The organism is Pantoea sp. SM3 (assembly GCF_000963995.1).
Classification (GTDB): domain Bacteria; phylum Pseudomonadota; class Gammaproteobacteria; order Enterobacterales; family Enterobacteriaceae; genus Pantoea; species Pantoea rwandensis_B.
This window is the reverse complement of the sequence record NZ_JZRD01000013.1, coordinates 61,771-79,887: the sequence shown is the minus strand read 5'-3', so window position 1 is coordinate 79,887 and position 18,117 is coordinate 61,771. Positions and strand designations below refer to the sequence as shown.

Sequence of the window (18,117 nt, the reverse complement as noted above, 5' to 3'; positions counted from 1 at the left end):
TCTCGGGATGGAGGCTTAACTCGGCTCAGCGCGATTTCATCATGAGTTTTTATGAAATCGACCAAGAGAAGAAGTGAATAGTCATCTGGATTATTCGCCATTGAAGCCGGTCTCTGCGGATACCGGGCGTTTTTATGGAATTTAATAACTGCGCGGGATTTCGATAACATGAATAATATCTCTATCACTCCTAAAGGTGGGACAGTTGCTTCTGAAGTCAGTGGCAGCCAGGTCAATTTATCTGCGCCAAGCGTAGTTAAACTTCACCTTAATCAATCAGATATTAAGTCTTTCACACGCAATGGTAATGATTTAGTCGTCACCACAAAATCTGGTGAAGTAGTTGTTATTCATAACTTTTATACGGCAGCAGGCGACAGTGACCTGGTGCTGCAGGATGACAAAGGTGCGCTGTGGTGGGTTGAAGATCCGGGCACTGATGGGTTCCAGTACGTCAACATCGACAGCACCGAAGGGCTGTTGGCTGAGAACACCACCAATGATGGCACCATCGCGGCCTTCGGTATCGGTGGTGCAGCTCTGGCAGGCTTGGGCGCGATGTTTGCCGGTTCGGCGGGCGGTGGCAGCGGTAATGCCGCAGTCAGTGACGGTAGTACCGGTGGTGGTAATAACGGCGGTGGTAACAACGGCGGCGGTAATAACGGTGGCGGCAACAATGGTGGAGGCGATACCACTCCTCCAGCCGTAGTCACCAACCTGGTGGTCAGTGATAACGTTGGTCCCTATCAGGGCGCAATCACCACGGGATCAGTCACTGATGACAACACTCCAACCTTAAGTGGCAACGGCGAAGTCGGGGCCATTATTCGCGTTTATGATGGCACAACGCTGCTGGGTTCCACCGTAGTGGGCTCGAATGGCACCTGGACTTTCACTTCCCCAACGTTGCCAGACGGTTCACATAGCCTGACCGTCACCGCGACCGATGCGGCTGGCAATACCAGTGCCGCCAGCGATCCGATCACCTTTACCGTGGATACCACTGCGCCAGAAGCGGTGAGTGATCTTAGTGTCGGGAATAACGCCGGCTCGGTGGTGATTCCCATCACGAACGGCGGCGCAACCAATGACACCACACCAGTGCTGAGCGGCCGAGGCGAGGTGGGGAGTATTATCACTATTCGCGATGGCGATACCGTTCTGGGCAGCGTCACCGTAGGCAGTAACGGCAGCTGGAGTTTCACCAGTCCCGCGTTAGATCAGGGGAGTCATACCCTCAGCATCACCTCAACAGACGCGGCGGGCAACACCAGCGCAGCGACCACTATTACCTTCAAGGTCGATACCGAAGCACCGGCCAGCGCCACGGGTCTGGCCTTAAGCGGAAATGCTGACGGTACTGCAACACAGGTTTCCAGCGGCGGAACAACGGATGACAGCACACCAACCCTGAGCGGAAATGGTGAAGTAGGCGCGGTGATCAGTGTTTATGACAACAACATTCTGATTGGCACGGCGGTGGTCGGTAGCGATAGCACCTGGAGCTTCACTACGCCAGCTCTCAGCAACGGTCCACACAGTCTGACCGTGACGCAGATCGATGCTGCCGGCAATGTCAGCTCGGTTTCTGATGCGTTTGATTTTAATGTGCAGGCTGGGCTACCTCCAGCCACCACCTCGCTGGAAATTACCGACGACACCGGCAACACTCTGGTGCAGCTGGCTAACGGCGCCAGCACCCATGACAGCACGCCAACGCTGAGTGGGCTGGCCATTGCCGGTGCACTGATCACCCTCTACAACGGCACGACAGAAATTGGCAGTGTGGTGGCGGGCCCGGATGGACAGTGGAGCTTCACGCCAGCTGCACTTGCAGATGGCACTTACAGCTTCCATGCCTCTGTCACCGATACCGATGGCGATGGCAGCGTGACGCAAACGCCGATCATTGTCATCACCATCGATACAGTGGTGCCGAGTGCTGCAGCGGGCTTGCAGTTGAGTGATAACGACAGTGGTACCGTGCAGCCTATTGCTTCAGGGGGGGCAACCAATACCTCTCATCCAGTGCTGAGCGGCACAGCGGAACCTGGCAGCACCGTTACCGTTCGTGATGGTACGATCGTACTTGGCACCACCACAGTGGGCAGCAACGGCAGCTGGAGCTTTACCTCCCCAACCCTCTCAGAGGGTAGCCATAGTCTTACCACCACCGTGACCGATCCTGCAGGTAACACCAGCGCAGCATCGGATCCTATCACCTTCACCGTCGATACCCAGGCGCCAGCGGCTGCCAGTAATCTGGTCGTCACTGACGATGTCGGCGCCAGCACCGGGCCGCTCACGACCGGAGCAACGACTGACGACAATACGCCGACTCTTAGCGGTAACGCCGAAGCGAACAGTATCGTAAAAATTTACGATGGCACGACGCTGTTGGGAAGTGTTGCAGTCGGCAGCAGTGGCAGCTGGAGTTTCACCACGCCAGTTCTGAGCAATGGCAGCCATACGTTAAGCACCACGGTGACTGATGCGGCGGGAAATGTCAGCCAGGCAACCACCGGATTTGGCATCACTGTTGCTGCGGGAGTGCCACCAACCACCAGTACGCTGCAAGTCACCGACGATAGCGGTAGCACGCTGAAAGTTCTGCCAAATGGCTCCAGCACGCATGATAAAACACCAGTCCTGAGCGGCCTGGCGGCGGCCGGGGACATCATCACGCTTTACAACGGCACTACACTGCTGGGCAGCACCACGGCGGGTTCAGATGGACAATGGAGCTTCACCCCGGCTTCGCTGGCGGATGGAACTTATGCCTTCCATGCCGTGGCGACCGATAGCACCGGAAACCCCACCAATTCCGTTACCATCAACATCACCATCGATACCGTTGCGCCCGCAGTGGCAGGCGATCTGCAACTCAGTAACAACAACGGAAGTGTTGTTACGCCAATCGCTGCAGGCGGCACGACCAGCGACAATACCCCCGTACTCAGCGGCACGGCAGAACCGGGAAGCATCGTCACAGTAAGTGATGGTAGCAATGTGCTGGGTACGGCGACAGTGGGGGCTAATGGCAGCTGGAGCTTCACCTCGCCAGCTCTGAGTGACGGTAGCCATAGCCTGACCACGACGGTCACCGATGCGGCGGGTAACACTGGTCCAGCATCGACACCCGTTACGTTAACCGTAGACACCACACCGCCTGCCGCAGTAAGCGGTTTAGTGGTCACCGATAATGTTGGCGACTCACAGGGTGCATTGGCATCAGGAGATGTCACTGATGACAATACGCCAACGCTGAGTGGCACGGGCGAACCAAACGCGCTGTTAAGTATTTATGATGGCACCACTTTGCTGGGCAATGTGACCGTGAATACGGACGGCACCTGGACCTTCACCACCCCAGCACTGAGTAATGGCAGCCACACTTTCACCATCACCGCCACAGACGCAGCCGGTAACGTGGGGCCAACCAGCCCGCCGTTTACGGTGAATATCGAAGCCGGATTGCCAGCAGCGACCACTTCACTGCAGGGTATTGATGACAATGGGAATACCGTCGAACCGTTGACCAATGGTGCCAGTACCAATGACCCTACACCGGTGCTGATTGGTGTGGCGAGTCCGGGAAATATCATCACTTTGTATGATGGAGGTACGCTGCTCGGTAGCACAACGGCGGGTAGCAATGGCCAATGGTTATTCAGAGTTGGCACGCTGTCGAATGGTGCGCACGCGCTGCATGGCACCATTACCGATGCGGCAGGTAACGTAACGCCAACTGCCACACTCAATATCACGGTCGACACCATTGCACCGGATGCCGCCAGCGGATTGCAGCTGATTAACGATGCAGGCAGCACCGCCGTCCCTATCACCGTAGGTAGCGTCACCAATGATCCGACTCCCGTGCTGAGCGGTAGCGCAGAGGCGGGTAGCGTTGTCACGGTTCGTGACGGCAGCACCGTTCTGGGTACGGTGACGGTCGGCAGTAACGGCACCTGGACTTTCACTACCCCGGCACTGGGTGAAGGCAATCACAGTCTGACCACCACCGTGACGGATGCGGCAGGTAACGTCAGCCCGGCAACCACGCCGATCTCCTTCAGTGTAGATACCACTGCACCCGCAACTGTCAGTGGCCTGGTGGTGACCGATGATGTGGGTAGTAGCACGGGGCCACTGACATCGGGGGCAACCACCGATGACAGCACACCAACCTTGAGTGGCACTGCGGAAGCGGGCAGCATCGTAAAAGTTTACGATGGCACCACTCTGCTGGGGTCGGCTGCAGTAGGCAGCAATGGTAGCTGGACCTTCACGCCAGCATCACCGCTGACTAACGGCCAGCATAACTTCACTACCACGGTGACCGATGCTGCAGGCAACGTCAGCCCAGCTTCACCGGCCTTTACGGTCAACATTGATGCGGGCGTGCCTGCAACCAACGATCTGATCGTCGTGTCGGATGATAGCGGCAGCACCATTGTTCAGTTGACGGATAACTCCAGCACTCATGACACCACGCCGGTGTTAAGCGGTTTGGCGGGCGCGGGCGACCTGATCACTATCTTCAACGGCACGACCGTGTTGGGCTCGGTGACGGCAGGCAGCAATGGGCAGTGGAGCTTTACGCCATCTGCTTTAATTGACGGCACATACGCCTTCCACGCTCAAGCGACAAATCCAACAACCGGCGCGGTGGCAGATACCCCTACCATTAATGTTACTATCGACACCACTGTTCCGACGGCACCAACCAATGTTGGACTGACGAATGGGGATGGCGATCCGATCCCTTCAGGCAGCAGCACTAACACCAATACGCCAACCCTCACCGGCAGTGGTGGAGAGCCTGGCAGTACCGTAACCATTTCCGATGGCACCACGGTAATTGGTACCACCACAGTCGGTGGCGATGGCACCTGGACATACACCACTCCGCCTCTAAGCGACGGCAACCATAGTCTGACGTCAACGGTGACGGATCCAGCGGGCAACACCAGTCCGTCCTCAACGCCAGTGACAGTGACCGTGGATACTCAGCCTCCGGCAGCGGCTGGCAATGTCCAACTCACTAACGAGGGTGGCACGCCAATTACTTCTGGCGGCAGCACTAATGACAACACGCCAACCCTGAACGGCACCGCAGAACCGGGCAGTACGGTAACCGTTTCTGATGGCGGCGCGGTATTGGGCACCGCCACGACCGGAGGCGATGGCACCTGGAGCTATACCCCCACCACGCCGCTGGGCGATGGCAACCATAGCCTGACCACAACCGTCACCGATCCAGCGGGTAATACCGGACCGGCTAGTACGCCCGTCATTGTAACAGTAGACACCACCGCGCCCGCTGCAGCATCCGGTGTGCTGCTGAGCAATGATTCCAGCGGCACCGCCGTACCGATCACTGGCGGCACCACCAATGACACCACGCCGGTGCTGAGTGGTCGTGCCGAACCTGGCAGCACGGTTAACGTGTCTGATAACGGTACCGTGATTGGCTCGACCACGGTGGGTAATGACGGCAACTGGAGCTTTACGCCATCGTCCCCGTTGAGCGATGGCAGCCATAGTCTGACCACGACCGTGACGGACCCTGCGGGCAATACCGGCGCGGCAAGCGCACCCATCTCAGTCACCGTGGATACCACTATCCCTGCTGCACCGGGTAATGTGGCGTTGAGCAATGATGAGAGCGGCACCCCTGTACCGATTACCTCTGGTGCGGCGACCAATGATGTCACGCCAGTTCTGAGTGGATCGGCAGCGGCAGGCAGCACGATCACTGTCTCTGATGGTGGCACCGTGCTGGGTAGCGTGGTGGTGGGCAGTGGTGGCACCTGGAGCTTTACGCCAACGACGCCGTTAGGTGAAGGCAGTCACAGTATTACTGCGACCACCACCAGCCCGGCAGGCAATACCAGTGCGCCATCTTCGCCAATCGTCATCACGGTCGATACCACAGCGCCTGCAGAAGCGAGTGGTCTGCAGCTCAACAATGACAGTAGCGGCACGCCAGTACCTATTGCCGCAGATGGCACCACCAATGACACCACTCCAGTCCTGAGTGGTACCGCTGAACCGGGCAGCACGGTGAATGTTTCTGACAACGGCACGGTGATTGGTTCGGCCACCGTTGGCAGCAATGGTAGCTGGAGTTTCACCCCAACGACGCCGCTGGAGACGGGTTCGCATAGCCTGACGACCACCGTGACGGATCCGGCCGGCAACACCGGTCCGGAAACCACACCGATTACCTTTAACGTGGACACCACGCAGCCTGAACCTGCTAGTGGGCTGGTGCTGAACAATGACACCAGCGGTACGGCGGTACCGATTACCAATGGCGCGACCAATGACACCACACCGGTGTTAACCGGTTCAGCCGATGTTGGCAGCACTGTTACCGTGCTGGATGGCACCACGGTTCTGGGCACTGTGGTTGTAGGCGCTGGCGGGACCTGGAGCTTCACTACGCCAGCGCTGAGCCAGGGCGATCACAGTCTGACCACGACGGTGACCAGCCCGGCAGGTAACGTGAGCGAGGCTTCACCAGCCATCACCTTCACCGTGGATACACAAGCACCTGCAGCGGCAGGAGGGCTGCAGTTCACCACCGACGACGGCACGCCAATTGCCACAGGCGGATCCACCAGCGATACCACGCCAACCCTGAGCGGAACTGCTGAAGTCGGCAGTACGGTTACCATCTCCGAAGGGACCACCGTGCTTGGCTCTGTCGTGGTCGGCAGCGGTGGTACCTGGAGCTTCACACCCACAACGCCGCTGGAGGAGGGCAGCCACAGTCTGACCACCGTGGTCACTGACCCGGCAGGAAACAGCAGTGCGCCAACCTCTGAGGTGATTGTCATTGTCGATAGCACCTCTCCGGGGGAAGTCGGCGATCTGCAACTCAGTAATGATTCAACGGGTGTGGCGGTGCCTATTACCGCAGGCAGTGCCACTAACGACGCTACACCAGTACTCAGCGGTACCGCTGAAGCAGGCAGTATCGTCACAGTGAAAGACAATGGCGCCACGATTGGTACCGCGATTGTTGGCAGCGATGGTAACTGGAGCTTTACGCCAGCGGCCGCATTGGCTGAGGGCACACACAGTCTGACTACCATCGTCACCGATTCAACCGGCAACGCCGGTCCTGAATCACCTGCATTTGAATTCAGCGTGGATACCGTTGCGCCTGATTCGGCCAATGCAGTGGTACTGAACAATGACAACGGCGGTGGTGCGATTCCGATCACATCAGGTGGCGCTACCAATGACACCACGCCGGTACTGAGCGGAACAGCGGAGGCGGGTACCATCATCACCGTGCGTGATGGCGATACCGTGCTCGGCAGTGTGCAGGTCGCAGTGGGTGGCGCCTGGAGCTTCACTTCACCTGTGCTCAGTCAGGGTTCGCACAGTCTCACCGCAACCGTGACAGATGCAGCAGGCAACAGCAGTGCACCTTCTACGGCGATCACCTTTACTGTCGATACCCAGGCACCTAACACCGCCGGTGCCGTGCAGTTAAGTAATGACAGCAGCGGCACTGCTGTACCCATCACCGCGGGAAGTGTCACCAATGACAATACGCCAGTACTGAGCGGAACCGCTGAAGTAGGCACGACTGTCACCATCCTTGATGGCAGTAATGTGCTGGGCACTGTAGTGGTGGGCACTGGCGGCACCTGGACCTTTACACCCACATTGGCATTGGGCGAGGGGGTGCACAGTATTACCACCACCGTTACCGATGCTGCGGGCAACGTCAGTGCACCATCAGCGGCGATTGGCTTTACCGTGGACAGCACACCACCAGCGACTCCGGTGGTGACCAGCCTCAGCAATAACAACGCCGGTACTGCCGTGGTGATCACTGCGGGCAGCACCACCAATGACTCCACACCTGTTATTCGCGGAACGGGCGAAATTGGCGCTACCGTGACCATTCGTGATGGCAGTACGGTTCTGGGGACGGCGATTGTCGGTACCAACGGCATCTGGCGCTTCGAGCCGACTACAGCACTGGGCCAGGGCAGCCATACTCTGACGGCTACCGCAACAGACACCGCAGGCAACAGCAGTGCACCTTCTGCTGGCATCACTTTCAGCGTAGATACCATCGCACCTGACGCTATCAGTGATTTGGTGGCGAAAGATGACAGTGGCAATACGCTAACCGGAGTGACCAACGACAATACACCATCCCTGAGCGGCACGGCGGAAGCGGGCAGTATCATCAAAGTTTACGATGGCACCACCCTGATCGGTTCGACTCAGGCTGGCACCGGCGGTACCTGGAACTTCACGACTCAGACCCTGACCGACGGCGCTCACACGCTGACTGCCACCGCCACCGATACGGCGGGCAACGTCAGTGCTGCGGGTAATGCGGTGACGATAACGGTGGATACTTCTGTTCCGTCTACGCCAGATTTTGTGGTCACCAATAACGATGTCTTGCCAACGGAGACAGTAGCGAACAACGGCTATACCAACGACAACACGCCAGTGTTGAGTGGTACCGCTACGGCTAACAGCCTGGTGACCATTTATGATGGCAATACGGCGATTGGTAGCGTCACCACCAATGCGCAGGGCGTGTGGAGCTTCACAGCGGATACGCTGAATGATGGTGCGCATCCACTGACCATTACGGTGACTGATTCAGCGGGCAACGTCAGCCCGGCTTCTGCTGTGGTCACGATCAATATTGACACTGAAGCGCCGGATGTGGCGCAAGGCGTGACCGTCAACAATAACGAAGGCAGCACGTTGGTGCCGATTGCAGCAGACGGCTTTACCAACGACACCACGCCACAACTAACCGGCAGTGCCGAGGCTGGCAGTATCGTCAGGATTTATGACGGTGCTGGCGAAATCGGCTCGGTGTTGGTAGGCAGCAGTGGTAACTGGAGTTTCACCACCGACACCCTGGGCCAAGGTGAACACAATCTGAGTGTGACGGTGACGGATGCGGCAGGTAATACCAGTGCTAATTCCCCAACCCTGACCTTTACCGTGGACAGTGAAGCACCGGATGCAGCGCAAGGTCTGACGCTCGCCAATAACAACAGCGGCACAGAAGTGCCTGTTACGAGCGGCAGCACGACCAATGACAGTACACCGGTTCTGCGCGGTACAGCGGAAGCCAACAGCACCATTATTATCTCTGATGGCAATACCGTTCTCGGTACGGTTATCGCGGATGGCAGTGGTGACTGGAGTTACTCACCAACATTGACAGATGGTACCCATAATCTGAGCGTGGTGGTGCAGGATGCGGCCGGCAATACCAGCCCGATCAGCGACGTCGTGAACGTCACCATTGATACCGTGGCACCGCCATCGGTAACCAACCTGGTGCTGACCAACAACATTGATGGTGCGATTAACATTCCAAACGGCGGTTTGACCAACGACAGCACGCCAGTGCTGAGCGGCAACGGGGAGGTGGGCAGCATCATCACCATCTCTGATGCCAGTGGGGTATTGGGATCCACAACCGTTATTGCCGGTGGCACATGGAGCTTTACGCCACCCACTGCGCTGGCGGACGGTTCTCATACCTTCAGTGTCAGTGCATCTGATGCAGCTGGTAACGTGAGCGGTACCACCACCATTAGTGCGGTGATTGATGCCACACCTCCTGCGGCACCAAGTGCGATTACTGCCAGCAATGACAACGGAACGATGCCGGTGGCGATTGCAAATGGCAGCACCACCAACGACAGTTCGCCGTTTCTCAGCGGTAGTGGTGAAGCGGGTAGCATTATCCGCATCTATGATGGCACCACGGTGTTGGGCAGTACGGCGGTGGGGAGTAATGGTCAATGGAGCTTCAGCGTGCCAGCACTGGATGACGGCACCTATACGCTGCGCGTGACGGCAACGGATGCCGCAGGTAACACCAGTCAGGCCGCGAACACCGTTGACTTCACCGTTGACGCCACTCCACCAGCAACCCCAACGCTGTTGGTGACCAACGACATCACCTCTACGGTCGTGGACAACAACGGATTAGCCAATGACAACACGCCTTCACTGAGTGGTAGCGCCGAGGCGAACAGTCTGGTGACCATTTATGATGGCACCACGGTCATCGGCTCAACCACGGCGACCAGTGGCGGTACCTGGACCTTTACTTCACCGACGCTGACCGACGGTTCGCATACGCTCACTGTCACCGTGACCGATGAAGTGGGTAACGTGAGTACTTCGGCGCCGACTGTCGTTCGCATTGATGCCACACCGCCGCAGCCGGTTAGCGATCTGCTGCTGCAAAACAACAGCGGTGGCACCCCGACTACCATTGCCAATGGCGGCACCACCAATGACAGTACACCACTGCTCAGCGGTAAGGCGGAAGCGGGATCAACCGTAACGGTTTATGAGGGTACCACCGTGCTGGGTACTGCAGTGGCAGATACCAATGGCAACTGGAGTGTGGCGACCACAACACTGACCGATGCGACGCATTCGCTAACCATCAATGTCACTGACCCGGCAGGTAACGTCAGCTCCAATGCTTCTGCAACGCTGACTGTGGATACCTCGACACCAGCGCAAGTATTGACGTTTGCGATTTATAACAACGCCAATACCACGCCTGTCGAAGTCGCTAACAATGGCTACTCCAATGACAACACGCCAGTGCTGCGCGGCACTGGTGTCGTAGGCACCACCATCAACATCTTTGTGGATGGCGTGCAAGTAGGCACAACTACGGTAGCGAGCAACGGTGTCTGGCGCTATGAAACGGGCACGCAAACTGACGGTCTCCACAATTATGCGGTGTCAGTCACCAATGCTGCAGGCACCACTAGCGCTCAAACTGCAGCGATTGGCGTCAATATTGATACGGGTATTCCGACTACAGTGAGTGCCCTGGTGGTGAGTGATGATGCAGGTGGCAGCACCGGTAACCTGACGTCTGGCCAAACCACCGATGATAATACGCCAACCTTCGGTGGCTCAGCGGAAGCCGGAAGCACGGTATCTATCTACGATGGTACGACGCTCTTGGGAACCGCGACGGCAACAGGTGGCACATGGACCTTCACGCCATCGGCAGTGTTGTCAAACGGTAGCCATAGTTTCACTTTCACGGTGACGGATCAGGCTGGCAACGTCAGTGCTGCCAGTACCCCGGCATTTACGCTGACTATTGCAGCAGACTTACCGACCACCACCAGTACGTTGGTGATCACAGATGACAGCGGCAGTTCACCTGTGACGCTGATTGATGGTGCGAATACCAAAGACGGTACGCCGGTGCTGACAGGTTCTGCGGATCCGGGTGATGTCATTACCATCCACGATATTAACAATACCGTGCTGGGAAGCCTCACAGTTGGCGCAAGTGGCCAGTGGAGCTTCAATCCGACGCTGGTAGATGGTGCTCACGCGATATATGTGACTACCGTTGATTCGTTGGGTAACCCGGGAGACACCTCTGCAACCATCACCTTCACCATCGACACTGTTGCACCAGTAGCCGTGACCGATCTGGCGGCTGCCAATAACAATGGCGGTGCACCGGTTGCCATTGCCAATAACGGCATCACCAATGACAGCACACCGCTGCTCACCGGTAACACGGAAGCAAACGGCATTGTCACCATCTATGACGGCAACACCGTAGTGGGTTCGACGACAGCCAGTGCAACGGGTGCGTGGAGCTTTATTTCGCCTACCCTGAGCCAGGGCGCGCACACTTTAAGCGTCACAGTCACCGATGCTGCCGGTAACGTTGGACCGCGTTCTTCTACCGTGAGCTTCACCATTGATAGCATTGCGCCTAATGCGAGTACGCTGGTGGTCACTAATGACGTCAGCAACACCACGGTGGCCAATGGCGGTTATACCAATGACACCACACCAACGCTGAGTGGTGTGGCGGAAGCGGGAAGCCGTGTGTCCGTCTACGATGGTGCGAATCTGTTGGGCACTGTCATCGCGGGCAGCAATGGTGCATGGACCTACACCACGGCGGTATTGGCGCAGGGTAATCACTCGCTCAGTGTCACTGTCACGGACGCCGCGGGCAACGTCAGCGGCACCACATCCGCCACTGTGATTGTCGATAACGTCGCACCAGCAGCCGTCTCCAGCCTGGCTGCCGCCAACAACAACGGCAGTACGCCAGTGGCGATTGCCGCAGGCAGCAGCACCAACGACAACACCCCGGCGCTAAGTGGTACAGCAGAAGCAGGCAGCGTCGTCAAAATTTATGACGGCACAATTCTGCTGGGTTCGGTGACGGCGAACGCCACCACCGGTGCGTGGAGTTACACCTCAACGCAGCTGGCTGATGGCGCACACACCATCAACGTGACGGCGACCGATGCGGCGGGCAACACCAGCTCGAATGCCTCGATTACCTTTACCGTGGTGACAGGCGCGCCGAATCCGGTGACAGGCCTGGTGGTGAACGACAACGTGGGCTCCTCACAGGGTCCGTTGACGAGTGGTGCATCTACCGATGACAACACGCCAACCCTGAGCGGTTCCGCGACGGCGGGCAACATTGTGGTGATTTCTGAGGGCACCACCGTGCTCGGCTCGGTCGTCGTCGGAAGCGGTGGCACCTGGACCTTCACCACTGCAGCACTGAGTGAAGGATCGCATCCACTGAGTGTCACCGTGCGTGATGCGGCGGGCAACACCAGTACGCCCACTAACTTCACTGTGGTGGTGGATACCGTGGCGCCGGCAACGACGTCACTGGTGGTCACCAACGATAACACCACGGCCGTCGTCCCCAACGGTGGCTCGACCAACGACACCACGCCAACACTGAGCGGTGTGGCGGAAGCCAACGGTCGCGTCTCGATTTACGATGGCACTAACTTGCTGGGCACGGCGATTGCCAGCGGCACCGGCGCATGGACCTTCACCTCAACGGCACTGGCGCAGGGCTCTCATACGCTGAACGTCACGGTGACCGATGCGGCAGGTAACGTCAGTGGTACCACCTCTTCTGTGGTGGTGATCGATACCACACCTCCGGCGGCGGTAGCTAGCCTGGCAGCGGCGAACAACAACGGCAGTACGCCGGTGGCGATTCTCGCAGGCAGCAGCACCAACGACAACACGCCAGCCATCAGCGGTACGGCGGAAGCGGGTAGTGTGGTGAGAGTCTACGATGGCGGAACCCTGCTCGGTTCTGTTATCGCAGGCAGCAACGGTGCCTGGAGTCTGACATCCACCACGCTGGGTGACGGTAGCCACACCATCAACGTGACGGCGACCGATGCGGCGGGCAACATCAGTCCGAATGCGTCCATCACCTTCACGGTGGATACCGCCGTGCCTGCCACGGTCACTAACCTGGTGGTTACCAACGATGTCACCAGCACCACGGTGCCAAACGGCGGTTCAACCAATGACAACACGCCAACCCTTACCGGTACGGCTGAGGCGAATGCGATTGTCACGGTGTATGACGGCACGACGGTATTGGGCTCCACAACGGCCAGCGGCACCGGCGCATGGAGCTTCGTCAGCCCGGCATTGAGCAACGGGACACATCCGCTGAGTGTCACAGTGAAAGACGCAGCGGGTAACATCAGTCCGGCATCGACCCCGGTTTCCGTGATTGTCGATACCGTGGCGCCGAATGCTTCGACGCTGGTCATCACTAACGACAACACCAATACTACGGTGCCAAACGGTGGATCGACTAACGACAGCACGCCAACCCTGAGCGGTACGGCGGAAGTGGGCAGCATCGTCAGGATTTACGATGGCAGCACGCTGCTTACCTCCATCACTGTCGGTGCTTCTGGAAACTGGACCTATACCACTGCGGCTCTGAGCCAGGGTTCACACCCGATCAGCGTCACGTCGACGGATGCGGCAGGTAACATCAGCGCGACCACCAGTGCGACGGTGAATATCGATACCGTAATTCCGACCATCACTCTGGTGGCGGCCAATAACAACGGCAGTACCGCAGTAGCGATTGGCGCAGGGACCAGCACCAACGACAACACGCCTGCATTTAGCGGCACCGCGGAAGCGAACAGCGTCGTCAAAATCTTCGACGGCGGTGTGCAGATCGGTTCTGTGACGGCCAGCAGTACGGGCGCGTGGAGTTGGACCTCAACTACCCTGACTGAAGGTGCGCACACCATCACCGCGACCGCGACCGATGCTGCGGGTAACGTCAGTCCTGCCGCTTCCACCAACTTCATCGTGGATACGGTGGTGCCTAACACCGTCACCAACCTGGTGGTCACCAACGATAACACCAGCACAGTGGTGCCAACCGGCGGTTCTACCAACGACAACACGCCAACCCTTACCGGTACGGCTGAGGCGAACGCGATTGTCACGGTGTATGACGGCACGACCGTGCTGGGTTCCACTACCGCCAGCGGTACCGGCGCGTGGAGCTTTGTCAGCCCGGTATTGAGTAATGGTAGCCACCCACTGAGCGTGACGGTGAAAGATGCGGCGGGTAACGTCAGCCCATCCTCAACACCGGTCACCATCACCGTGGATACCGTGGCGCCAAATACCGCAACGCTGGTGATCACCAACGATGTCACCAACACCACGGTCGCCAGCGGGGGTTCCACCAACGACACTACGCCAACGCTGAGTGGTACGGCGGAAGCCGGTGGTCGTGTGACTATCTATGACGGTACAACGACGCTGGGTACTGCTATCGCCAACAGTTCGGGAGCGTGGACCTTCACAACCTCGACCTTGACGCAAGGCTCGCACACCATCAGCGTGTCGGTCACGGATGCAGCCGGTAACGTCAGTGGCAGAACCAACGCCACCGTGGTTATCGACACCACGCCTCCGGCAGCGGTTACCCTGGTGGCGGCCAATAACAATGGCAGCACGGCGGTGACGATTCCGAATAACGGAGTCACCAATGACAGCACGCCGCTGTTGAGCGGTACGGGTGAGGTCGGGGCTAAGGTCAGTATCTATGACGGTACAATCTTGCTGGGCACCACCACCGTCGCCAGCAACGGCACCTGGAGCTTCATCTCCACCACGTTGAGCAACGGCAGCCATACGTTGAATGTCACCCAGACAGATGCGGCGGGCAACGTTAGCCCGAATGCATCAACCGTGATGACCATCGACACTGTGGCACCGAATGCGGTCACCAACCTGGTGATCAACGATGATGTTGGTGCGAGCCAGGGACCGTTGGCCAATGGCGCCGTTACCGACGATGCGACGCCGACCTTGAGCGGTACCGCAGAAGCGAATGCCATTGTCACCATCTATGACGGCACAACGGTGCTGGGTTCTGTGACTGCCGGGACCAACGGTGCATGGACCTTCACCACGGCCACGTTGAGTAACGGTACCCACCCGTTGAGCGTCACGGTGACCGATGCAGCGGGTAACACCAGTGCAGCTTCCGCAACGGTCTCCATTACCGTGGATACCGTGGCTCCAGCGGCATCAACCCTGGTGATTACCAACGACATCACCAACACCACGGTGGCAAACGGCGGTTACACCAATGACACCACGCCAACCCTGAGCGGTACGGCGGAAGTGGGCAGCAAAGTGTCGATCTACGACGGCACGACGCTGCTGGGCACGTTGACGGTGGGCAGCAGTGGCGCATGGACCTACACCACGACGGTATTGACGCAGGGTAGCCACCCGATCAATGTCACCGTGACGGATCCAGCAGGCAATGTCAGCGGCACCACGTCAGCCACGGTGATTGTCGATAGCGTGGCTCCAGCGGCAGTAACCAGTCTGGTTGCAGCGAACAACAACGGCAGTACAGCGGTGACGATTCCGAACAATGGTGCCACCAATGACAGCACGCCACTCTTGACCGGTAACGGTGAAGTCGGTGCACGCGTCAATATTTATGATGGCACTACGCTGCTCGGCACGACTACGGTGGGCAGTAACGGCACCTGGAGCTTTATCTCCACCACCTTGAGCAACGGTACGCACACCATCAACGTATCGCAGACCGATGCGGCAGGTAACACCAGTCCAACGGCCTCGACCACGCTGCGTGTGGACACCGTAGCTCCAACGGCAAGTACGCTGACCATTACCGACGATACCGGCACCACGCCGGTGACGCTGGCCAATGGCGCCTACACCAAAGACAGCACGCCAACCTTGAGTGGCACGGCGGAAGTGGGTGCGATTGTCACCATCTATGATGGCGCGACCGTTCTCGGCTCCCTCACCGTAGGCAGTTCCGGTGCATGGACCTACACCACTGCGGTTCTGGCGAACGGTGCGCATCCGTTGAGCACCACCGTCACGGATGCGGCGGGTAACGTCAGTGCCGGCAACACTACAGCCACGGTGAACATCGATAATGTGGCACCAGTAGCGGTGACCAACCTGGCGATTAACTCGGCGGGTACCACCGTAACCGGTAGTGGTGAAGTGGGCGATACGGTGACGGTGCGTGATGCCAACGGTAACTCGCTCGGTACCACGACAGTCGGCGCGGCGGGCACCTGGTCGGTGACCCTCAGCACCGCACAAACCACCGGTGCTTCACTGTCCGTTATCCAGACTGACCGTGCGGGCAACGTCTCACCATCCGCCTCGTTGACCGGGGTGATTCGTATCGTGGCCGCCAACGACACCAATGAGGTGGACTACAGCACAACCACGCAAACGGTGAATAACGGCACCACCAGCGTCTCCCATACGGCTCTGGCCACGGTGAACCTTGGCACGCTGCTGGGCGTAGGTGTGCTGTCTAGCGGTAACGCTTATACCTTTAGTGTGGGTACGGGTGATACGCGTTCGGTGGTGCTGCACGGTTCGGTCGGTGGCATTTCGCTGATATCGACTTACTCACTCTACCTCTACCAGCAGAACTCAGATGGTTCCTGGACGCTGAAGAGCGTGACGTCGAACTATCTGTCGACTGGGCTACTGTCGCTGGGAACGCAGACCGGTGCCAACGTTAGCTATAGCGGACTCGGCGCGGGTACCTATGCGGTGGTGATTGGTTCGAGTGGCGGTATTGCCGTGCTGCCAACCACGACGATCACCACGGTGACGGATACCACGCTGGATGCGGTCACCGTGTCTTCAACGGTGACAGGTAACCTGCTGACAAACGACACCAGTTCAGTCGCGGGTACGGTACCAACCGGTACTGCGGTGACTACGGTGTCGGGCAGTGCCGTCGCCGCGAGTGGCAACACCGTGATCAATACCACCTACGGTACGCTGACCATCGATTCGCACGGTAACTACACCTACGTGCTGAAGGCGGGGCTGGACGTCAGTACCTTGCCAACCACCGACACCTTCACTTATTCGGTGAGGGATTCCAGTGGTGCAGTTACCTCTGCTTCCCTGACGGTCACGTTGCATAACGGTGCGGCGACGTCGCTCACCGTGAACAGCCTGCTGGCGGAAACCACTTCAACTGGTGATCACGATGCCAGCGGCAGTATCTACGGTGACTCGACGACGCATACCGGAACCTTGAGTATCACTAATGAAAACGGTGATGTCACAACGGTTCACAGCGTGGGTACCACGTCAATTGCCGGGGACTATGGTGTGCTGAGTATTGCAGCCAACGGTAGCTACACCTATACGCTTAATGCAGGGGTTGATGGACAAAGCCTGCTGCATAAAGAGGTGTTCAGCTACACGCTGGCAGCAAGCGATGGCACCATCACCACGCACTCCTTCACCATCGATCTGCATCCGACCATCACAGGAACGGCGGGGGCTGACACTATTACCGGCGGTGCGTATAACGACACCATCACCACCGGTGCGGGTGCCGATACCCTGGTGTATCACCTGTTGGCGAGTGCCGACTCAACGGGAGGGAACGGTCACGATACCTGGACCGACTTCAATGTTGCGCAAGGCGACAAAGTTGACATCAGTAACTTGCTAATTGGCTGGAATGATTCCACAAGTAATATTAATGATTTCGTGAAAGTGGATCATACTTCAGATGGCAATACCGTGCTCTCAATTGACCGTGACGGTACCGGTACGGGTTACAGCAGTACCCAGTTGATTACGCTGGAAGGCGTCAACGTTTCACTGGAGGAATTACTGCAGCAACCGCACCAGACTCACACGGCATAAGGGGCCGCGCTTAGCAAGGATGCAGTAAGGGCTCATGGATGAGCCCCTTTCCTT

General features: G+C 58.1%; 1 protein-coding gene. It reads left to right on the top strand.

Annotation, left to right across the window (positions count from 1 at the left end):
- The first annotated feature begins 168 nt into the window (after positions 1 to 168).
- Positions 169 to 18,063: an Ig-like domain-containing protein gene (locus VI01_RS07820; protein WP_052696984.1), complete on the top strand. Its 17,895-nt coding sequence runs from the start codon at positions 169 to 171 to the stop codon at positions 18,061 to 18,063.
- The last annotated feature ends 54 nt before the right edge of the window (positions 18,064 to 18,117 follow it).

Bases quoted from the DNA above. Each gene is read 5' to 3' on its own strand.
- VI01_RS07820 (WP_052696984.1), top strand. From the start codon at position 169: ATGAATAATATCTCTATCACTCCTAAAGGTGGGACAGTTGCTTCTGAA.